The following is a 20,865-nucleotide window of genomic DNA, read 5'->3' as shown; positions in this document are numbered from 1 at the left end:
CCGGCAGCGCCCACGCGGGGTACGGCGTGCCCGTACGGCTACGCCACGCGCGGTCGTGTCGCACTGCCGCGCCGGGCCGAGGCGACCAGCCCCCGTACGGTCAGCAGCAAGCCCGCTGCGACGATCGCGGCGCCCACCGCCAGCCCGACCGGGCCGTTGAGCGGCAGCGCGATGCCGACCGCCCCGCCGAGCACCCAGGACATCTGGAGCAGGGTCTCGGACCGGGCGAAGGCCGAGGTGCGGACCAGTTCGGGCACGTCCCGCTGGATCAGCGCGTCCAGGGAGAGCTTGGCCAGGGCCTGTGCGAAGCCGGCCATCGCCGCCAGACAGGCCACCAGGACCGCGCTGAAGAACACCGAGGCCAGCACCGCCACGCCCACCACACACGCCACCACCGTCACGATGATGATCTCCGGTGCCCGGGAGCGCAGCCACGCCCCGACCGCCGTGCCGAGCGCGTTTCCCGCGCCCGCCGAGACGCCCACGATCCCCAGGGACACGGCGGCGCTCTGGCCCGAGACCGGGTGCTCGCGGAGCAGGAAGGCCAGGAAGAAGATCAGGAAGCCGGTGAGGCAGCGGATGGAGGCGTTGGCGGCCAGGGCGTGGGTGACGGCCGGGCCGACCGTGCGCAGCCCGGGGCGTTTGACGGGCCGGCGGTGCGGGCCGTGCAGATGCTGTTCGTCCGCGGCGAGCAGCGCGGTGTCCTCGCCCTTGGCGGAGTCGACCTTGGGCGGCAGCGTGAACGACAGGATCGTCCCCGCCACGAAGAGCACGAAGGCGCCGTAGAGCGGCCAGCGCGGTCCGATCTGCTGGAGGCCTGCGCCGATCGGGGCGGCGATGCCGGTGGCGAGGAGCCCGCCGAGGGTGACGCGCGAGTTGGCCTTCACCAGGGAGAAGCGAGGCGGCAGCAGCCGGGGCACGACGGCGCTTCTGACCACCCCGTACGCCTTCGACGAGACGAGGACGCCGAGCGCCGCCGGGTACAGCTCGATACCGCCGGTGACGACGGCCCCGGACAGGACGATCGCGAGCAGCGCCCGGGCCAGCATCGCGCCGGCCATGGCCGCCCGGCGGCCGTGCGGGATGCGGTCGAGGAGGGGGCCGATCACCGGCGCGAGGAGCGTGAAGGGCGCCATGGTGATGGCCAGGTACAGCGCGACGCGGCCGCGGGCCTCGTCGGTGGGGACGGAGAAGAACACGGTCGAGGCGAGCGCGACGGTGACCATGACATCGCCGGCGCCGTTCACGCCGTGCAGCTCGATCAGCTTGCCGAGGCCGGACTCGCCGGCGCCGTGCGCGTGGGTGGCCTTGCGGATACCGCGGGCGGTTCCGGTCACCGGGAAGTGCAGGGCACGGCCGACCGCGCGGAGGGAGCCCCTCATCCGGCCCGGTCCGCTCAGTCGGCTGCTTCCCTTGACGGGCGTCTTCGCGGCTGCCACGACGTCATAGTGCCCCGAGAAGGCCGTGGGTAGTGCCATTACCGCTTGTATAGGGCCTGTGGGGTGACTGTCGGATGACTGCCCGGTCGTCGGGTCATGGGACCGTCGGTGTACGCGAAGTGGGGCGGAAGGGTAGCGTGCGTATCTCAGCCATCCCGCAAAATGGATGAAGGACGTCGACGCGGTCCCCCGGTCCGCTCCGTCCGCCCCCGCGCTGGGAGTGGCGCACTCGTGAGACGGCGTATGGAGAGAAGCGATACCTGTGAGCGCAGCGACAACGCGAAGCCGCACCCCTGACCGTCTGTGCGCCGAGGCCGTCGACCTCGCGCGCGCCGCAGCCGAGGAGGCCGCGGCGCCAGGGATCGTCGGCGAGCACGTGGGGACGGTCTCCGAGGGGGACCGCGTTGTCACGCATTTCTTCGAGTGCCGGGAGCTGGGGTACCGGGGCTGGCGGTGGGCCGTGACGGTGGCCCGGGCGTCCCGGGCGAAGATCGTCACGGTGGACGAGGCGGCGCTGCTGCCCGGCCCGGACGCGGTGCTCGCGCCCGAGTGGGTGCCGTGGAGCGAGCGGCTGCGCCCCGGCGACATGGGGCCGGGCGACCTGCTGCCCACGGACGCCGAGGATCTGCGTCTGGAGCCCGGCTACTCGGGCGAGGACGAGCCGGCACCGAATTCCCCCGTGTCGCACGAGATGGCCGACCTGGTCGAGGCGGAGGACGCGGACGTCGCCGCGGGACCCCCCTCCGGCTTCCTCCCGGTCACCCCGACCCGCGGCTCCATCACCGGCGTCGCGGAGGAGCTCGGCATGCGCCGGGCCCGCGTCCTGTCCCGCTACGGCCTGTACACCGCGGCCGACCGCTGGGAGGAGGCGTTCGGCCCCAAGACCCCCATGGCCCAGTCGGCCCCGGCGGCCTGCGTCACCTGCGGCTTCCTCGTCCCCATCGGCGGCTCCCTCGGCCAGGCCTTCGGCGTCTGCGCCAACGAGTTCTCCCCGGCTGACGGCCGCCTCGTCTCCCTCACCTACGGCTGCGGCGGCCACTCCGAGGCCGCCGTCATGCCCCGTCCCCCGCAGCCGCCCTCCCCGGTCATCGACGAGACCCGGGTGGACCCCTTCCCGCTGCGCCCGGCGGCGGACTCGGGTTCGGTCGCGGCGACGACGGACGAGGACACGGAGGAACTGGGCCACTCGTAGCGGCCCGCGCGCCCGGCAGTGACCGGGCCGGGCAGGCGCACACCCCCCGCTCCACAGGCGGTACCTTCGTCCTCACGTCGACGAGGAGAAGGAACGGCAACGTGAGCAGCAAGTTCGTGCGGCCCGCCGCCGAGGGGGCCGATCCGTTCGGTACCGCGCGTCTGCGCCGCGGTGTCCTCGACGCCTGGGCCACCAGCCCCGCCCGGTTCCGTGAGGACGCCAACGCCGAGGAAGACCTGGTCCTCGGCGGCTACCGGGACCGGCTCGTCGTCGAGCTCGCCCAGAACGCCGCCGACGCCGCGGCCCGGGCCGGAGTGCCGGGACGGCTGCGGCTCACCCTGCGGGACGGCGTTCTCGTCGCCGCCAACACCGGGGCACCCCTGGACGCGGCCGGTGTCGAATCGCTGTCCACGCTGCGTGCCTCCGCGAAGCGGGAGAGCCAGGAGCAGGCCGTCGGACGCTTCGGTGTCGGCTTCGCCGCCGTCCTGTCCGTCACCGACGAGCCCGCCGTCGTCGGCCGGCACGGCGGGGTGCGCTGGTCCCTCGCCGAGGCCCGGGACCTGGCCGCCGAGACCGCCCGGCACAGCCCCGGACTCGGGGACGAGGTCCGGCGGCGCGACGGGCACGTACCGCTGCTGCGGCTGCCGTTCGCCGCCGAGGGCACCGCCCCCGCCCCGTACGACACGGCCGTCATCCTGCCCCTGCGCGACGACCCCGCCGCCGACCTCGCCGAGCGGCTGCTGCACGCCGTCGACGACGCGCTGCTGCTCGCCCTCCCCGGCCTCGAAGAGGTCGTCGTGGAGGTCAACGGGGAGAGCCCCAGGACCATCACCCGCCGTACCGACGGGGCCTTCACCGTCGTCGACGACTCCGAGGGCGGCGTCACCCACTGGCGCACCGCCGTCGCACACGGCCCGCTCACCCCCGACCTGCTCGCCGACCGGCCCGTCGAGGAGCGGTTGCGGCCGCGGTGGTCCGTCACCTGGGCCGTGCCCGTCGACAGCGACGGCAGCCCGGCCCGGCCCCGCACCAGCCCGGTCGTGCACGCGCCCACGCCCAGCGACGAGCCGCTCGGCGTTCCGGCCCTGCTCATCGCCTCGTTCCCGCTGGACTCCACCCGCCGGCACGCCGCCCCGGGACCGCTGACCGACTTCCTCGTCCAGCGCGCGGCCGACGCGTACGCCGAACTCCTCGGCGACTGGCGGCCGGTGACCACCGGGATCATCGGCCTCGTGCCCGGTCCGCTCGGCAAGGGCGAGCTGGACGGCGCCCTGCGCCAGGCGATCCTGGAGCGGCTGCCGAGGACCTCGTTCCTCCCGCCCGCCGCCGAGCCCCAGGAACACGAAGACGACGACCTGCCCGAGTCCCTGCGGCCTCGTGACGCCGAGATCGTCGAGGGCGCGGGCGCGGACACCGTGCGGGTTCTCGCCGAGGTGCTGCCCACCCTGCTGCCCGGCGGTCTCGAGCGGCGCGCGGAGCTGCGGACCCTGGGCGTCGCCCGTGTCCCGCTGACCGACGCGATCGACCGGCTGGCCGGGCTCGAGAAGGACCCAGGCTGGTGGCGGCGGCTCTACGACAGCCTCGCCGGCGTGGACCCCGACCGGCTGTCGGGCCTCCCGGTGCCGCTCGCCGACGGCCGTACGACGATCGGCCCCCGGCAGGTCCTCCTGCCCAGCGCGGAGGCCTCCCGTATCGACCCCGAGATGCTGGCCCGGCTCGGCCTGAAGGTCGCCCACCCGGACGCCGCCCATCCGCTCCTGGAGAAGCTCGGCGCCCTGCCCGCCACCCCGCGTGCCGTGCTCACCACCCCGCAGGTACGGGCCGCCGTCGCCGCGTCCCTGGACGACGAGGGCGGGGTGAACTGGGAAGAGGACACCCTCGACGCCGACGAACTGGCCGACACCGTGCTCGCGCTGGTCCGGGACGCCGGCCTGGAGCCCGGCGACGAGCCCTGGCTCGGTGCCCTCGCCCTGCCCGACGAGGACGGCGAACCGGCCCCCGCCTGCGAACTCGTCTTCCCCGGCGGCCCCTTCGCCCAGGTGATGCGCGAGGGCGAACTCGCCGCCGTGGACGCCGAACTGGCCGGCAGGTGGGGCGAGCAGCCACTCGCCGCCTGCGGGGTCCTGGTGAACTTCGCGCTCGTCCGCGCCACCGACGTCGTCCTCGACCCGGACGAACTGGAGCCCCGCGAGGGCGACTTCGCCGAGCCCGACGACGCGGGCCTGCTGGACGCCGTCGACGTGTGGTGCGAGGACATCCTCGACCGTTTCCCGGACAGCCCGGTCCCGCCGGTCGCCACGGAGATCATCGCCGTCCGGGACCTGGACCTCGTCGACGAGGACAAATGGGCCCAAGCCCTGGCCCTGCTGTCGCAGCCGCCCTTCCGGGACGCGATCGTCCAGCCCGTGCGGATCCTGCTGCACGACGGGACGCACGAGGTCGTACGGCCGTACGCGGCATGGTGGCTGCGCGGGAACCCGGTGCTCGACGGCCGCCGCCCGGCCGGTCTGCGGGCCGCCGGCGGTGACCCGCTGCTGCGCGGCCTGTACGACGAGGCCGACGCCACCGGATTCGAGGACGAACAGGTACTGCGCGCGCTGGGCGTACGGACGTCCGTGGCCGCGCTGCTGGACGAGCCCGGCGGGGCCGCCGAACTGCTCGACCGGCTCGCCGAGCCCGAGCGCGAGGTGGCGGACGCCCAGCTGCACGCCCTCTACGGCGCGCTGGCCGAGCTGGACCCCGAGCAGGTGACCCTGCCGGACGAGCTGCGCGCGGTCGTCGACGGCCGGGTGGAGGTCGTGGACGCGGCCGACGCCGTGGTCGTCGACTCGCCGGACCTGCTCCCCTTCACCTCGGGCGTCCCGCTGCTGCCGGTCCGCCCCTCCCGGGCCGCCGACCTGGCCGAGCTCTTCCAGGTGCGGCGGCTGAGCGAGTCCGTCACCGGGCAGGTCACCTCCGAGGGCGTCGAGCACGACGTACCGGAGCCCGTGCGGGTGCTGCTCGGCCGGCTGACCCCGGCCTCCTACGTCGAGCACGAGGAACTCGTCGTCGACGGCGTGGAGATCGACTGGCGGCTGACCCACGACGGTGTCCTGCACGCCGCCACCCTGGAGGGCGTCGCCGCGGGACTGGCCTGGGCGGCCGGCCAGTGGCCGCGGCGGTTCGAGGTGGCGGCACTGCTGGAGGACCCGTCCCGGACGGAGGAACTGGCGCGGGACCGGTGGTTCGACTGAGGTCGACCGCAGACGAATGGCCGCCCCTGGGAGGTCCCCGGGGCGGCCGTCCTATATCGCCTAGTCGGCGTCCCGCTCGGCCAGGAAGGCGAGCAACAGGGTGAACAAATGATCCACGGCTGGTTGTTGCTGGTCTTCGGCCAGGGCCGTCCAGTGCCGAATACCGGCATCTGGGAACGCGTCCTCAAGGACGAGGGCCTGCCAGCCAAGACTGGTCTGCTCGCCCCTGCGGGCGACGAGCCAGTCGGTGAACCCCTGCAACAGCGCGCCCGAACGACCGAGGTCGTATCCGTCGAGGAAAGTGACCGTCGGGTAGTACGCGCCGATCAGGCCGTAGAGTCCCGGCCTGGCGCGGATCTGCGCGATCAGCTCTCTGTCGTTCACTGGGGCTTCCTCAGAATCCGAAGTTGATCATATCGCCATAGAGCCATTCGGACTTGTACTTGGCGATCGTCTCCCCACCCCGCGGAGTGAAGGCGTCGTAGACCCGTCCGTTGAGCACCACGACATAGTGGTGCGTCCAGTTGTTGTACTGGCCACGGTAGTCGCCGAAGAAAGGGCCGGGCTTGTCGAACCGGAAGATCTCACCGCCTCCCAGACCATCCCGGATCGCCTTGGCACACGCCTCGCAGTCACCCGGACCATTCGTGATCATCGACTTGTCCCGGGGCAGCCCCGGCACGTTGTGTTCTCCGCAGGGAACCCCGCCCGAGGCGGTGGCGAGAACGGTAGTGAACCTGGTCTTCGTCGCCGTCCGCAGCGGCGCCTTGCCGACTACCTTGCAGCCGCGCTTGAGCAGCTTCAGCTCGTCGTACACCCGATCCAGAGCTTTGAGCTTGCCACTGAGCAGGACGTCCGTGGTGACGCCCTTGCAGCTGTCGAAGTCCTTCTTTCGTAGGCATTTTTCGAATCCACTGAGGCTCAGGAGATCCTTCTCAATGTTCCAGAGATCCTCCATCGCGTCGCCGAACTCCTTGCCATGCGCCACGATGTCGCAAGCGATCTCCGACTGCTGGCACCAGCGGGCGAAGCCTGGCTGGTCACATGGGATGTACCCCTGCTGGCAGCGGTACTGCTCGGCTGGGCTCGGCCCGTTCTCCGCCTCCTCCTTGGCCTTGACGGCGGCCTTGCGTCGCTTCTCCTCCTCTTCCCGGTACTTGGTGACCGCCGCGGTGAACGCCTCGGTGGCGGCCTTGAGCGCGGCTGCCGCATCCTTGCCCGCCGCGACTGCCGACTTGCGTGCCTCGTCGGCGTAGTGCGCCGCGGTTGACGCGGAGGCTTGAGCCGCCTCGGAGGAAAGCGTGGCGTCGGCCGCTGACTTCGCGGCGCTGGCAGCGTCGGCGTCCGCGCGGTTCGCGGCGTCCCGGGCTGTTTTGGCGGAGGCCGCGGCCTGCGCTGCCGATGTCTCGGCGTTCTTGGCGTATTGGTCGGCCTGCTTGGCGTAGCCCTGCGCCTTGGCCGCCGAGGTATCGGCCTTCTTCGCCCACTCGGTGGCTTCCGCGGCTGCCTTACGGGCGGTGGCGGCCACCTTCTGGGCAGTAGCGGCGTTCTGCTGGGCAGTGGCCGAGACCTTCGCAGCGTCCGCGATCAGTTTCTGGACCTGCGCCACGTGGGTGGCGGACAGGTGGTCCTTCCTCAGTGCCTTGTACTGGCCGGAGACGATGAAGGCGTGCAGTGCCTGTGGAGACCCCGCCAGCGCGATCCGGGCTGCCGACTTCACCTCTGGAGTGCCGCTGTCGATCAGTTGCGCTGCCTTGACTCGCTCGTCCTGGGTTCGCGCGGTGTGCTGCGTGGTAATCAGGAACTCGCTGTACTTCGTCGGGTCCCCAGAGTCGAGGGCGGTCCGGCCAGCGTCGGCGAGGACGGGGCCTGCGCCGTCGAGGACCTGTGCGATGGCGACGCGCATGCCTTGTGCGCTGACCTGGTACTGCCCGGTCTCGACGAACTGGGTGACGGCGGCCGCGTCGCCGTCGAGCGCGGCCTCGGCCGCTTCCCGCACGGCTTTGTCCGCGCTCTCTTCGGCGAGGCGCTCGACGTAGGAGCGGTCGTCCTGCTGCTTCGCCGTCTCCCACCCGGTGCGCAGGTAGTCAATGACCACGTCGTCGGGTCCGCCCAAGGCGGCTTCAGCCGCGGCTCGGCCCCACGCAGTGCCGCTCTTCATCACGAGGACGGCCAGGTCACGGCCCTTGTGGGCGATGGTTGCGAGGTCGGCGCCGGGTTTGGCCGCCTCGGTCACCAGCCGGTCCCGTTCGGCGTCCCGGTCTTTGGCGGCCTTGTCATGCGCGGCTTGCGCGGTTGCGTGGGCATCGGCGTCGGCCTTGTCCTGCTTGGCCAGTTCGACGCCCGCGTTGGTGCGGCCGAGCAATTCCTCGGTCTCGACCTCACGGGCGAGGGTGTAGATCTGCTGGGCCTTGGTCACGGCGTTGGTAGCAGTGGTCGCCGCGGCGGTCGCGGCGTTCGCGTGGTCCGTGGACCTGGCCGCCGCCTTTGCGGAGTCACCGGCGTACTTGGCCGCCTCCAGGGCGGCATCACCTGCGTTCTTGGCATGCGTGGCCGCAGACTTCGCGGCATCCCGGGCCTCACGTGCTGCCGTGGCTGCCTTGCGGGCCAAGGTTTCGGCTGCGGTCGCGGCGCGGCTGGCCTCAGCCGCCTGGCTCTTGGCTCTGGCTGCGGCGGCCCGTGCCTCCACGGCGGCGGCGCTCGACTGGCCTGCGTAGTTGCCGGCTTCGACCGCGGCGTTCGCAGCGGCGTTGGCGTTGGCGCCCGCGCTCGCCGCGGAGTGGGCGGCGTCGCCCGCCGCGTCGGCGGCCTTGGCCGCCTGGTCGGCGGCGTCTGCGGCCAAATTGGCGCCTTCGGCAGCCGCATGGGCTGCCTTTGCCGCAACCTTTGCCGCCTCCGCGTCCTTGGCGTCTACTGCGGCGTCCGCGGCGGCGTTGCGGGCGCGAGAGGCTGCCTGGGAGGCGCCGGCCGCGGCCGCAGCTGCCTGGGAGGCCGCGTTGGCTGCTACGCGTGCCGAGTTGTTCGCGGCACTGGCAGCGTCGATCGCCCGCTGTGCCGAAGTGGCGGCCTGGGAAGCGGCGGTGGCAGCCCGTTTGGCGGCTCGAGCGGCTTTGGCAGTGTCGTCCTTGGCAGCCTCGGCCTCCGCCTTGGCCTCCAAGGCGGCTTCCTTCGCGAGCTGCGAGGCCTTCACAGCTTTGGCGGACTCGGTCTTGGCGGCCGCCGTCTGTGCGGCAGCCTGCCGTCCTGCCTCCTTCGCCTGCTGGGCGAGTTCGGCGACGGTGGCGTGCTCCTGGTCTTTCGCCCGGGCGATGAACTGGCCCACCTGCAGGAACTCCCGGATGTCCGCAGCGCTACCGCTCAGTGCTATGCGTCCAGCCGCGCGTACATTGGTGCCGCCCGTGCTGATTATTTGGACGAGCTGTACCCGCTCGTCCTGCTCACCTTTGACGTACTGGCCTTCAGCGAGGAACTTCCGGATGTCGTCGGACGTGCCGTTCAACGCGGCCCGTCCGGCGTCCTGCACGTTGGGCCCACCCATGTCGACAACCTGGGCCACCCGGACCCGGTTGTCCTGTTCCATCGGGCCTTCCCAGCCCCAGCTGACGAAGGCCTTCAGCTCCTCCTGGGTTCCCGCGAGCGCTGCACGAGCCGCGGTCAGCAGCTCCGGGCCGCCCACCGAGGCGAGTTGGGCGGCGCTCACCCGCTTGTCCTGGAAGGCCAAGTTCTCTACGGCCCTTAGAAAGGCTTGCACGTCGGCGTCGCTGCCGGTCAGCGCCGCCTCGGCGGCTGACTTGACACCGGGGCCGCCCTCCTTCCAGTAGTCCACGACCCGGCCGCGGTCGGAAGGGACGACCTCTGCCTGATCGGCGACCCGGATGCTGTCCCGGGCGCCCCCGACAGCGGCGGCGGGCGGAGAACCCAGCAGGCCGACAGCCAGGGTCAAAGGCAGCAATCTCAGTGCTGCTCTGCGTAATACGCGTGTCGCTTTCCCAGCGTCTTCGAGCTGGTCAGTTCTTCGATTCACTGAGCACCTGTCTCGGTAGTCGGCGACGCTCCCCAAGCTTGTCGCCGAATAGGGAGAGGTGAGCATAGCTGCTGCGGTATCCACCGGAGAATCAGATATTTGGCCCACCCTGAAAAGTTGAATGACGGCCGAGCGGCCCTAGTGGAATGCCCGATTAGCCTTCCTTTGCGGTAGGTTGACCAGGGCTATTTTCGGTCATGGCGTGAAGAATATGTGTTGACGATCGGGTGCTCTCGTGTTTACGGTGTGTCCGCCTTTTGCTCGCGATGCCGTGGCAGCTTGCATTTCAGGTACACGTTGACGGCGATTCAGAGGTCGCGTATATCTCGCTGAAGGGATTTTTCTATGCCTTTTCGTGCCCGAAGTTTCGTCATATCCGGGATTCTGGTTTCCTTGATCGGCGCGGCAGGAGTATCCATTGCCTTTGCCGACGATGCGGCTCAGCCGCCCGCGTCTGAGGCACCGCCTAACGCGGTAGAGGACTACACCTATCCCGGAGCTGCAAAGATCCTTGCCGACAAGGGGATCAAGCTGAAGAAGGGCGACGGGCACATCCTGCTGGCCGAGTGTGACCAAGCCGCTCAGCAGATCCGGGTGCTGACCGTCGAGGATGCCGCCGAGGGGCGCGCGGGAACCTACTGTTTCAAGGCTCTCGGTGACACAGGCCGCCTCACGCTGGAGCTCCCCCGGGTCTTCGCGGTGGAGGCTGCGGACCAGCCAGTACACGCCGACCTCACGGCCAATGGCGAGACCACCTCGGTCGTCGTCCCCGAGGGTGGGTGGACGTCCGTTGGTGAGGGGACCGTCGGAGGCGCCAGGTCGGTGCTCGTCGAACTGCGCGTGACCCGTTGATCCGCTCAGTCGTCCATGATCCGTGCGTCGCCAGGCGTACGGATTCGAAATCTCTTCTGCCTGCGCAGAACCCGTCTTCGTGATGTGAGGAAGAACGTGATTGGTGCCCGTCTACGTGGGACGCGCATGGTGTGGGGCGCCGGCATGGTGGCGGCCGGACTGACGGCTGGACTCCTCACCGCTTCGTCAGCCCAGTCCGTCGGAGGTGAGCAGGTCGCGGGCGGAACCGACGAGTTCGCCGTGAAGCTCCACATCAGCTCGTCCCCCGACATTGAACGAGCCTGCTCAGGGACGCTGGTCGATCAGCAGTGGGTGCTTACTGCAGCCAGTTGCTTCTCGTCGGTTCCCTTGCCTCAAACCACCGTGGCCGATGTGACTCTCGACGGCAACAGCCCTGCAGCGTCGGCGCGTGAGAAGCAGAGGGTCCAGGAACTGGTGCCGCACCCGAGTCGCGATCTTGTTATGGCGCGTCTGAGTGACTTGACCACACCTCGGAACCCGCTCGACGGTCCTTTCCCTGACGTTTCCGCGGCTACGATCGCTACCGCCGTGCCGGCCCAGGGAGACCAGCTCAGGGCGGTTGGTTTCGGGCGGACCCACCAGGAGTGGGTGCCCAGCCGCGCCCATACCGGCTCCTTCGGCGTGGACATGGTGAAACCTTCGACCCTGGAGGTTTCCCCCAGGGCGGCCGGTGCCGCCCTGTGCAGGGGGGATGCCGGAGCCCCGGTGCTCAACTCCAGCGGTCGGGTGGTAGGTGTGGTTACCGCAGCCTGGGGCGGAGGTTGCCTCAATTCCGAGGAGACGCGTACTGGTGCCGTAGCCACTCGCGTCGATGACATCGCGGACTGGGTGCAGAGGGTCCGGTTGACATCGCGCAAGGAGCACATCACCGATGTGATGACGTCCGCGGACTTCAACGGTGACGGGCGCACGGACATCGCGTCACTCATGGCGGACGATTCTGTGCTGGTCTTCTACGGCCGCCGCGACGGCACGCTCGAATATGGGCGCCCGCTGACTGCCCTCGGTCGAGGCACCCAGAAGCAGATCATCGCGGGCGACTTCGACGCTGCGTCGGGCCCTGAAGTGATCAGTGTCGGCGGCACGGACGGGGACCTTCTCCTGGGGAAGCGGCACAGTTCGCTCCCAGGCCGTGAGATCTGGCGGTACGAGGAGCTCTGGAAGGACGCCTCGTGGAAGAACGGTCTGCCCGCCGCCGCGGTCGGAACGGGCGCCGCAGGCCGTGACACCCTGCTGTTCCAGTGGCCGGACGGTTCCCTGTACACGTACAAGAGGGGTGCCGACGGCAAGCTGGTCAACCAGAAGAAGTCGGTGTGGCCGGACAAAACGTGGAAGAAGAAGCACATCGCCTCGGCCGACTTCAACGGTGACAATCGGTCCGACATCGCTGCCGTCGGCGCCGACGGGGCACTGCACCTCCACCCCGGCAAGGCCGACGGCACCTTCGACAAGGCCCGTTTGATGTGGCCCGACAAGAGCTGGACCAGCGACCGCCCCGTCCTCGGCGGTGACTTCAACGGTGACGGAAAGGCCGACCTCGCTGCTGTGCAGGCGAACGGCGATCTGCGTTGGTTCGCAGGCGACGGCAAGGGCGCACTGATGGCCGGCAAGAGCATGTGGCCGTCGGTCTAGCTGCTTCACACGGTGAGCGAGGCCCGGTCCCCGAATTTCGAGGGCCGGGCCCCGCGCTCAGCCCGACCGCTCTCGGCAGCACGCAACCCTTCCGACTTCTCCAAGCTGTTCACCAAATCTGCATCGGACCGTACAACCATTCCCATGTGTCGTTGATCAAGTCACGTGAGTCAGTCAGACTCCTAGATCACTTCTCCCCCTGGGGAACACATGCGCATCCGAGCCACCGTGGCCGCCGTTACCGGCGCCCTGGCCCTTTCCGCCGTCGTTATCCCGGCCGCGCAAGCAGCCGACGTGCCGTGGTCGTCGGGTAGGACCACCTTCGGTGCGGCCACTGCCGACGGCGTGACCGGCACCGCCGCCGACCTCGACGTCACCTTCGCGAACATGAAGGTGAACAGCGGCAAGAACATAGTCGTCGGCACCACGAACGCGGTCAGCGTCCAGGTCACCTACACCCTGACGCACGCCGCTGACCTGGACACCAGTGCCGAGAACTTTGCCAACGGCCCGCTCATCTACAAGGGCAGCTCGGGGGCCACCGCGAGCAACGTGCTGATCAGCGACGACCCGGCGACCTGCACCGCCACCTCGTCGACCAAGCTCAGCTGCAAGGGGGTTATCACCATCCGCCCCGCTGACGGCGACCTGTCGAGCGACGAGGCCGGCACGTGGAACGCGGGCGGCCTCGCCATTGCCGGCGAAGAGGACTCCAAGGTCCAGGACGGTCTCGGGGCCGTCCGGGTGCAGCGTTACTCCAAGCTGACGGTCAACGCCTCGCCCGAGCCGGTGAAGAAGGGCAAGACCATCACCGTCACCGGCAAGCTGTCCCGCGCCAACTGGGACGACAACAAGTACCACGGCTACACCAACCAGTCGGTGAAGCTGCAGTTCCGTAAAAAGACCTCCAACACCTACACCACGGTGAAGACCATCAAGTCGAACTCCACGGGCGAGCTGAAGACCACGGTCAAGGCCTCCGTGGACGGCTACTTCCGCTACTCCTTCGCGGGCACGACGACCACCCCGGCGGTCAACGCCACGGGCGACTTCGTCGACGTGAATTGACGTGCTCCTGTCCTAGAGTCGCAGGGATTCCGGCCTGGGTCGTCTGACCCTTCCGGGGGCTTCCTGCTTCACCGCGCTGTGCGGGCACGTGTGCCCGTCTGACCGGCGCTCCACAGGCGTTTAGCGTCTCCGCCCGTCCGGCGGCGACGATACGGCGTCCTTCGAACAGGACGTTGCGGGCTGCGTTGTGGTCGCGGTCGTTCACCGTTTTGCACGCGCTGCACGTCCATTCTCGGACGTGCAGCGGCTTGGGGCCGTCCCGGAAGCCGCAGGCCGAGCAGATCTGAGAGGACGGGAAGGCACGGTCCACCTTGGCGAAGGTGCGGCCGTGCAGAGCCGCCTTGTACTCCAGCATCCGTACGAACGCGGACCATGCCGCGTCATACACGGACTTGGCGAGCCGGGTGCGGCCGAGACCGGACACCGCGAGGTCTTCCACGTACACCGCTTGGTTGTCGCGAATGATCTGCGTGGATGCCTTGTGGTGCCAGTCCCGGCGCCGGTCCGCCACACGCGCGTGCTGGCGTGCGACCTTGATGCGGGCCTTGGCCCGGTTCTTCGATCCCTTCGTCTTGCGGGACAGCTCCCGCTGAAGTCGTTTGAGTTTCTTCTCCGCCCGGCGCAGGAAGCGAGGGCTGTCGATCTTCCGGCCGTCGGACAGGACCGCGAAGGCTGACAGGCCCAGGTCGATACCGGACTCGGCCTCTACCTTGGGGAGGAAGTCCGGCTCGGTATCCACGACGAAGCTGAGGAAGTACCGGCCACAGCTGTCCTTGGTGACGGTCAGGGACGTAGGCGCGGCCGGAAGCCGCCGCGACCACTTGACCTTGAGATTGCCGACCTTGGCCACGTACACCGTGCCGTTGCCCTGGAGGGAGAAGGCGCTGGTGGTGAGGCGGATCGACTGCCGGGTGTCTCTCTTCGACTTGTACCGAGGCGGGCCGACTTTCCGGCCCTGTCGCTTGCCCTTGCAACTGTCGAAGAAGTTCTTGTAGGCGGTGTCCAGGTCCCGCAGGGATGTTGCAGGGCGACCGCCGGCACATCGGCGAGCCAGGCGCGTTCCTCGGTGCGCTTGGCCTGTGTGATGCGCAACTTGGAGAGATCCGCTGACTTCACGTATGGCAGCCCCGCTGCGTGCGCTTCCTTCCGGTCGCGCAGGCAGTCGTTCCACACCACACGGGCGCATCCAAACGCCTTCGCCAGCGCACGGCGCTGCGGAGCGTCTGGGTAGGCCCGGTAGTTGTAGCGAAGCTGCATATCGATCACGGTATGGCCGCTTCACGGCCGGTCGCGGCGAAAGATCACATCCAACTGGAACTGCACACGATGTGAGCACCTGCGTTCGACTCGATACTCGCGCGGTGTGAGGTGTTCGACGAAATGTCGCCGTCTCGAAGCTGCTCAACAGCCTTAAAGGCGTTTCGGCTCGCCGGATACGGCTGGGGTACCTCCCGGCCGGAGGCTGGGGAGAGTTCACCGGCCGTATCAACCGCGCCGTCATGCACAGGTATCTGTGGTCGCCCTCGTACTACTCCGCATCGTGCGGCGGAGCACCGTAGGCGAGCGGCCGCCAGTACATCGAGCAGAAGCGGCATTTGTCACAGGGCGCAGGTCAGAGCAGCCTTGAGATGCATTCATCCCCCGGCGTGAACGCAGAGGCTTCTGCAAAAGCCCTCTCGGTAGAGCGGGCTACGCCGGGAAGCGGCGGTCCACCCACCTCCACGTGAGTTCCAGGGTGGCCGCCGCGACCACCGCGATGCCGACCGCGATCCACGGCATGGTCATGCCGACCAGCTTCAGCGCGAAGAAGTGCTGGAGCCACGGCACCACCAGGACCAGCAGGAACGCCCCCGCCATCGACGCCACCAGGCCGATACGCCACCAGGTGTACGGCCGGGCGATGATCGCCAGGACCCACATCGAGATCAGGAACAGCGTGAGCGTCGCCGCACTGGTCTCCGCGTCCAGCGCGCCCGCGCCCGAGTAGTGCTGTCGGGCGATCAGATACGTCGCGAAGGTCGCCACCGCGGCCACCACCCCGCCCGGGATCGCGTACCGCATGACCCGCCGTACGAAGTTGGGCCTGGCCCGCTCCTTGTTGGGCGCGAGCGCGAGGAAGAACGCCGGGACGCCGATGGTGAGGGTCGACAGCAGGGTCAAGTGGCGCGGCAGGAACGGGTACTCGACCTGTGAGCAGACCACCAGGACGGCCAGCAGCACCGAGTAGACCGTCTTGACCAGGAACAGCGTCGCCACGCGCGTGATGTTGCCGATCACACGGCGGCCCTCCGCCACCACCGACGGCAGCGTGGCGAAGCTGTTGTTCAGCAGCACGATCTGCGCGACCGCCCGGGTCGCCTCCGAGCCCGAGCCCATCGCCACGCCGATGTCGGCGTCCTTCAGGGCGAGGACGTCGTTCACCCCGTCGCCCGTCATCGCGACCGTGTGCCCGCGGGACTGCAACGCCCCCACCATGGTCCGCTTCTGCTGCGGGGTGACCCGCCCGAACACCGTGTTGTCGTCGAGGGCCCGGGCCATGCCGTCCTCGTCGGCCGGTAGCCGGCGGGCGTCGACGGTGGTGCCCGACAGCCCGAGTTTCGAGGCGACCGCGCCGACCGACACCGCGTTGTCGCCCGAGATGACCTTCGCCCGGACGTTCTGGTCGGCGAAATAGCTCAGAGTGTCGGCCGCGTCCGGCCGCAGCCGCTGCTCCAGGACGACCAGGGCGGTGGGCTTCGCCCCCTCGGTCACCTCGGCGTCGTCGAGGTCGCGTTCGACCCGGGCGAGCAGCAGCACCCGCAGGCCCTGCTCGTTCAGCCGCCCGGTCTCGGCGAGGGCCGGGTCGTCGTCGGGCAGCAGGACGTCCGGTGCGCCGAGCAGCCAGGTGCTCGTCCCCCCGCCGGCCTCGGCGAACGCGGCGCCGCTGTACTTGCGCGCCGAGGAGAAGGGCAGCGCCTGGGTGCAGCGCCACTGCTCGCCGTCCGGGTAGGCGTCGATGATCGCCATCAGGGAGGCGTTCGGCCGCGGGTCCGACTCGCCGAGGGCGCCGAGGACCTGTCGTACGTACGTCTCGTCGGCGTCCCCCAGCGGCCGCAACTCGGTGACGTCCATGCCGCCCTCGGTGAGGGTGCCGGTCTTGTCGAGGCAGACGGTGTCGACCCGGGCCAGTCCCTCGATCGCGGGCAGCTCCTGGACCAGGCACTGCTTGCGGCCCAGCCGGATGACGCCGATGGCGAAGGCGACGGAGGTGAGCAGGACCAGCCCCTCGGGGACCATCGGGACGATGCCGCCGACCGTGCGCGCCACGGAGTCCTTGAAGGGGTTGTCCTTCACGAACAGCTGGCTGATGATCAGGCCGATCGCGGTCGGGACCATCATCCACGTCACGTACTTGAGGATCGTGGAGATGCCGGAGCGCAGCTCGGACTGGACGAGGGTGAACCGCGAGGCCTCCTCGGCGAGCTGGGCGGCGTACGCCTCACGCCCGACCTTCGTCGCCTGGAACGCCCCGCCGCCCGCGACCACGAAACTGCCCGACATCACCTGGTCGCCGGGGCTCTTGACCACCGGGTCGGCCTCGCCGGTGAGCAGTGACTCGTCGATCTCCAGGTTGTCGGCCTCCGCGCAGACACCGTCGACGACGACCTTGTCGCCGGGGGCGATCTCGATCAGGTCGTCGAGGACGATCTCGGAGGTGCTGACCTGGGCGGCGACTCCGTCCCGGCGGACGGTTGGGCGCGCCTCGCCGATCAGCGCGAGCGAGTCCAGGGTCTTCTTCGCCCGCCATTCCTGGACGATCCCGATGCCGGTGTTGGCGAGGATCACGAAGCCGAACAGGCTGTCCTGGATCGGCGCGACGACCAGCATGATCAGCCAGAGCACGCCGATGATCGCGTTGAAGCGGGTGAAGACGTTCGCGCGGACGATGTCGACGGTGGAGCGGCTGCTGCGCACCGGCACGTCGTTGATCTGCCCGCGCTCCACGCGCTCGGCGACCTGAGCACCGGTCAGGCCGGTCACGGGCGAGGTGACCGTCGCCGGCCGGACGGAGTCGAGCCGGGCACCCGCGTCGAGATGCGTCATGCATTCGACGGTACGTGCGGATTTGCCGCTTCACCTGCTGAATGCGGGGAAGATCCGACCTGGGGAGGATGGGCGTCGTGCCCTGGTCGTACGGCAGTTGTATGCGTCCGTCAGCCTGTCCGGCGGGCGGTGAACAGCAGGTACTCCCACTCCAGGGCCGTCCCGCTCGGGTCCGTTCCCAGGCCGCCGTCGCGGGCGAGCTCCACCAGGTCGCGGTCCAGCGCGGCGACGCGGTCGGGGTCGTCGGCGATGTTCTTGTAGACGGCGATCGTCGGGCCGTAGCGCTCCTTGAAGTAGTCCCGGAACGCCTCCGGCGTCGCGAAGCGGTCTACCCGGGCGGTCCCGCGCTCGGTGCGGACGTCGGTGACCCGGTCGCCGAGGAGTGCGCGTACGTGGTTCTCGTCTCCCCACAGCGGGGGCGGCTGGGCGCCCGGCGGGGGCGGGGGCGCGTACGGCTTCATCGTGGCGAACATCCGGCCGATGAAGCCCTGGGGTGTCCAGCTCAGCAGGCCGATGGTGCCGCCCGGCCGGCAGACCCGGACGAGTTCGTCGGCGGACTGCTGGTGGTGCGGGGCGAACATGACGCCGACGCAGGACAGCACGGTGTCGAATGCCGCGTCGGCGAAGGGCAGTGCCTCGGCGTCGGCCTCCTGCCAGGTGAGGTCCGCGCCCTGCTTCTCGGCGGCGAGCCGGCCGGCCGCGAACAGCTCCGGGGTCAGGTCGGAGGCGATGACGTCCGCACCGGCCAGGGCCGCGGGGATCGCGGCGTTGCCGCTGCCGGCGCCCACGTCCAGTACGCGTTGGCCGGGGCGCACGCCGCATGCCTCGACCAGGACCGCTCCCAGTCCGGGGATGACCTCGGCGGCCAGGGACGGGTAGTCGCCCTGGGCCCACATCGCCCGGTGCTTGGCCTTCAGAGTCCGGTCGGCCTCTACCTCGCTGTTCTGCGTCGTCATGGCTGCGCTCCTCACCGGTTCCGGGCGTTCGCCGTCTCCTCTTGAGAGTAGGGAGGGGGCGGGGATGTGTCTCGCCGGAGCGTGGGGGTGCGCGTCCGCGCCTGCGCGGTGGTGGTGGGTCGGGGCCGCGCCGGGGGGTGTCCGTCCTCGGAACGTCGCGATGGGGTGGGACGCCGACTGGCTGTGCGTTGACGCGACAACCGCTGCGGGCGGACACCCCCCGACACGGCCCCTTCTCGCCGTGCGCGGGTGCGGGTGCGTACCCGCTGACCCCCGTTTGGGCCTACGGGGCCGAAGGAGTCGGGCGGGTTTCCGGGGTGTCCTGCGTTGCGGCCCGCTTGATCGCGGCGTCGCGCTTGCGGACGTACCAGACGCCCAGCAGGCCTAGGCCGCCTCCGGCCAGGCAGGTCCAGAGCCACCAGGTGTGGCCGTGGTCGTCGAACCAGCCATAGAAGGGGAGCTGAACCAGGAAGAGGAGGAACCACAGAATCGTGCCGCCGATGATGGTGGCGACCACGGGGCCCTCCAGGGGCTCCGGCGCCTCGTGCCTGGGGGTCCACTTCGCCATGGGGACAGCTTACGAGGCGATCAGGTCTACGCGCGGAGATGGTCGTTCGGGGGTTTATATGTTCATACTGAAACGGTTTGTGTCTGACCACTTCTCTTCGTAGGAACCACCAAACACATGTCGTCCTCGGCTCCCGCCCAGGTCCCCGCCCCTGAACAGCCGGGAGCCGGGCCCACGTACCGCGCACTCGACCGCTTCTTCCGGATCTCCGAGCGGGGCAGCAGCCTGTCCCGCGAGGTCCGGGGCGGTCTCGCCACCTTCTTCGCGATGGCCTACATCATCGTGCTGAATCCGATCATCCTCGGCAGCGCGAAGGACATGTACGGCCACCAGCTGGACAACGGCCAGCTGGTCACCGCCACGGCCCTCACGGCGGCCTTCACCACCCTGCTGATGGGTGTCATCGGCAATGTGCCGATCGCGCTCGCCGCCGGGCTGGGTGTGAATTCGGTTGTCGCGCTTCAGCTGGCTCCGCGTATGTCCTGGCCGGATGCGATGGGCATGGTGGTTCTCGCCGGGTTCGTCGTCATGCTGCTGGTCGCCACGGGGCTGCGCGAGCGGGTCATGAACGCCGTGCCCTTCGGGCTGCGCAAGGCCATCTCCATCGGTATCGGCCTGTTCATCATGCTGATCGGGCTGGTCGACGCCGGGTTCGTCTCGCGTATCCCGGATGTCGCGCAGACCACTGTGCCGCTGCAGCTGGGTGGCGACGGGCATCTCAACGGGTGGCCTGTGCTGGTCTTCGTGCTGGGGGTGCTGCTGACGCTCGCGCTGATCGTGCGCAAGGTGTCCGGGGCGATCCTGATCTCTATCGTCGCCATGACGGTGGTGGCGGTGGTGATCGAGGCCGTGGTCGATGTGCCGAGCTGGGGGCTGACCACTCCGAAGTGGCCCGGGAATCCCGTTGCCAGTCCTGACTTCGGGCTGGTGGGGCAGGTCAGTCTGTTCGGCGGTTTCGAGAAGGTCGGCATGCTGACCGGCGTGCTGTTCGTCTTCACCGTGCTGCTGTCGTGCTTCTTCGACGCGATGGGCACGATCATGGGCGTCTCCGACGAGGCGAAGCTGACGGACGCGCAGGGGCAGATGCCCGGCATCAACAAGGTGCTGCTGGTGGACGGCTTCGCCGTCGCCGCCGGTGGTGCCAGTTCCTCCTCGGCCACGACCGCCTTCGTCGAGTCCACCGCCGGGGTCGGCGAGGGTGCCCGCACCGGCCTCGCCAACGTCGTCACCGGCGGCCTCTTCGCCCTCGCCCTCTTCCTGACGCCGGTCGCCACGATGGTGCCGTCCCAGGCGGCCACTCCGGCCCTGGTCGCGGTCGGCTTCCTGATCCTTTCCGGCTCGGTCAAGGAGATCGACTGGGCGGACTACACGATCGCCGTCCCGGCCTTCGTGACGATGCTGATGATGCCGTTCACGTACTCGATCACCAACGGCATCGGCATGGGCTTCATCACCTTCGCGGTGCTGCGCCTGGCGGCCGGCCGGGGCCGGGAGGTCCCGACGGCGATGTACGTGGTGGCGGCGGTGTTCGGGTTCTACTACCTGATGCCCGCGCTGGGGCTGACCTGACCGGACGGGGTCCTCAGGTGACTCCGTAGAACTTCTCCGTCTCCTCGACGGCGGCCTCGAACCGTTCGTCGAAGTCATCTCGAATGAGCGTCCGGACGACATAGTCCTGGACGCTCATTCCCCTTTTCGCGGCATGGTGCCGGAGCCGGTCGAGCAGGTCGTGGTCTATTCGCAGGCTGAGCACGCTGGTCCCCATGGGCATGAGGGTCGCGGCATCGTTCGGTGCGG

Annotated in this window: 13 protein-coding genes and 2 pseudogenes; 7 read left to right on the top strand and 8 right to left on the bottom strand. The window is 69.5% G+C overall.

All coding sequences use genetic code 11. The features are described from left to right. Positions 1 to 38: 38 nt before the first annotated feature. The gene (locus ACWIF2_RS01335; protein ID WP_454358014.1) at positions 39 to 1,439 is read right to left on the bottom strand and encodes an MFS transporter; all 1,401 of its coding nucleotides are present in this window, start codon (positions 1,437 to 1,439) and stop codon (positions 39 to 41) included. A gap of 262 nt (positions 1,440 to 1,701) precedes the next feature. Between ACWIF2_RS01335 and ACWIF2_RS01330 the strand changes: the two genes are divergently transcribed. Beyond that, a complete protein-coding gene (locus ACWIF2_RS01330; protein WP_454357948.1) occupies positions 1,702 to 2,631 on the top strand; it encodes a DUF3027 domain-containing protein in 930 nt (309 codons plus the stop codon). A 101-nt stretch (positions 2,632 to 2,732) separates the two neighbouring features. Further along, a complete protein-coding gene (locus ACWIF2_RS01325; protein WP_454357947.1) occupies positions 2,733 to 5,864 on the top strand; it encodes a sacsin N-terminal ATP-binding-like domain-containing protein in 3,132 nt (1,043 codons plus the stop codon). 60 nt (positions 5,865 to 5,924) lie between these two features. Here ACWIF2_RS01325 and ACWIF2_RS01320 read toward each other — a convergent pair whose 3' ends face one another. Then, positions 5,925 to 6,248, bottom strand: coding sequence for a hypothetical protein (locus ACWIF2_RS01320; RefSeq protein WP_454357946.1), 324 nt, complete (start codon positions 6,246 to 6,248; stop codon positions 5,925 to 5,927). Positions 6,249 to 6,258: 10 nt separating this feature from the next. Next, entirely contained in the window at positions 6,259 to 9,807 is a 3,549-nt protein-coding gene (locus ACWIF2_RS01315) for an ALF repeat-containing protein (protein ID WP_454357945.1), read from the bottom strand. 426 nt (positions 9,808 to 10,233) lie between these two features. Here ACWIF2_RS01315 and ACWIF2_RS01310 point away from each other — a divergent pair, with 426 nt between their 5' ends. The 3 genes from ACWIF2_RS01310 to ACWIF2_RS01300 all read left to right on the top strand — a co-directional run bounded on the left by ACWIF2_RS01310 (position 10,234) and on the right by ACWIF2_RS01300 (position 13,461). Next, entirely contained in the window at positions 10,234 to 10,740 is a 507-nt protein-coding gene (locus ACWIF2_RS01310; RefSeq protein ID WP_454357944.1) for a hypothetical protein, read from the top strand. An 84-nt stretch (positions 10,741 to 10,824) separates the two neighbouring features. After that, positions 10,825 to 12,393, top strand: a complete 1,569-nt coding sequence (locus ACWIF2_RS01305; RefSeq protein WP_454357943.1) for a trypsin-like serine protease — start codon at positions 10,825 to 10,827, stop codon at positions 12,391 to 12,393. Positions 12,394 to 12,603: 210 nt separating this feature from the next. After that, positions 12,604 to 13,461, top strand: coding sequence for a hypothetical protein (locus tag ACWIF2_RS01300; RefSeq protein WP_454357942.1), 858 nt, complete (start codon positions 12,604 to 12,606; stop codon positions 13,459 to 13,461). Here ACWIF2_RS01300 and ACWIF2_RS01295 read toward each other — a convergent pair. Beyond that, positions 13,427 to 14,718, bottom strand: a pseudogene (locus ACWIF2_RS01295) (RNA-guided endonuclease InsQ/TnpB family protein). The gene ACWIF2_RS01300 and the pseudogene ACWIF2_RS01295 sit on opposite strands and share 35 nt — an antisense overlap. 125 nt (positions 14,719 to 14,843) lie before the next feature. On the opposite strand from ACWIF2_RS01295, the pseudogene ACWIF2_RS01290 reads away from it, so the two are divergent. After that, a pseudogene (locus ACWIF2_RS01290) lies at positions 14,844 to 15,020 on the top strand (hypothetical protein); the annotation flags it as partial. Positions 15,021 to 15,150: 130 nt separating this feature from the next. Here the strand turns inward: ACWIF2_RS01290 and ACWIF2_RS01285 are convergent. From ACWIF2_RS01285 to ACWIF2_RS01275, 3 genes are all read right to left on the bottom strand, one after another. Then, entirely contained in the window at positions 15,151 to 17,544 is a 2,394-nt protein-coding gene (locus tag ACWIF2_RS01285; RefSeq protein ID WP_454357941.1) for an HAD-IC family P-type ATPase, read from the bottom strand. Positions 17,545 to 17,654: 110 nt separating this feature from the next. Continuing rightward, positions 17,655 to 18,500: a methyltransferase domain-containing protein gene (locus tag ACWIF2_RS01280; protein ID WP_454357940.1), complete on the bottom strand. Its 846-nt coding sequence runs from the start codon at positions 18,498 to 18,500 to the stop codon at positions 17,655 to 17,657. Positions 18,501 to 18,783: 283 nt separating this feature from the next. Then, positions 18,784 to 19,068, bottom strand: a complete 285-nt coding sequence (locus tag ACWIF2_RS01275) for a DUF2530 domain-containing protein (RefSeq protein WP_454357939.1) — start codon at positions 19,066 to 19,068, stop codon at positions 18,784 to 18,786. 117 nt (positions 19,069 to 19,185) lie between these two features. On the opposite strand from ACWIF2_RS01275, the gene ACWIF2_RS01270 reads away from it, so the two are divergent. Further along, the gene (locus ACWIF2_RS01270; protein ID WP_454357938.1) at positions 19,186 to 20,637 is read left to right on the top strand and encodes an NCS2 family permease; all 1,452 of its coding nucleotides are present in this window, start codon (positions 19,186 to 19,188) and stop codon (positions 20,635 to 20,637) included. Positions 20,638 to 20,650: 13 nt separating this feature from the next. Here the strand turns inward: ACWIF2_RS01270 and ACWIF2_RS01265 are convergent, their stop codons facing one another. Beyond that, positions 20,651 to 20,833: a ribbon-helix-helix protein, CopG family gene (locus ACWIF2_RS01265; protein ID WP_382495174.1), complete on the bottom strand. Its 183-nt coding sequence runs from the start codon at positions 20,831 to 20,833 to the stop codon at positions 20,651 to 20,653. Positions 20,834 to 20,865: the final 32 nt, after the last annotated feature.

The sequence above is a fragment of the Streptomyces sp. NPDC055506 genome, assembly GCF_053643595.1.
This window is presented reverse-complemented; position numbering and strand designations above follow the sequence as displayed.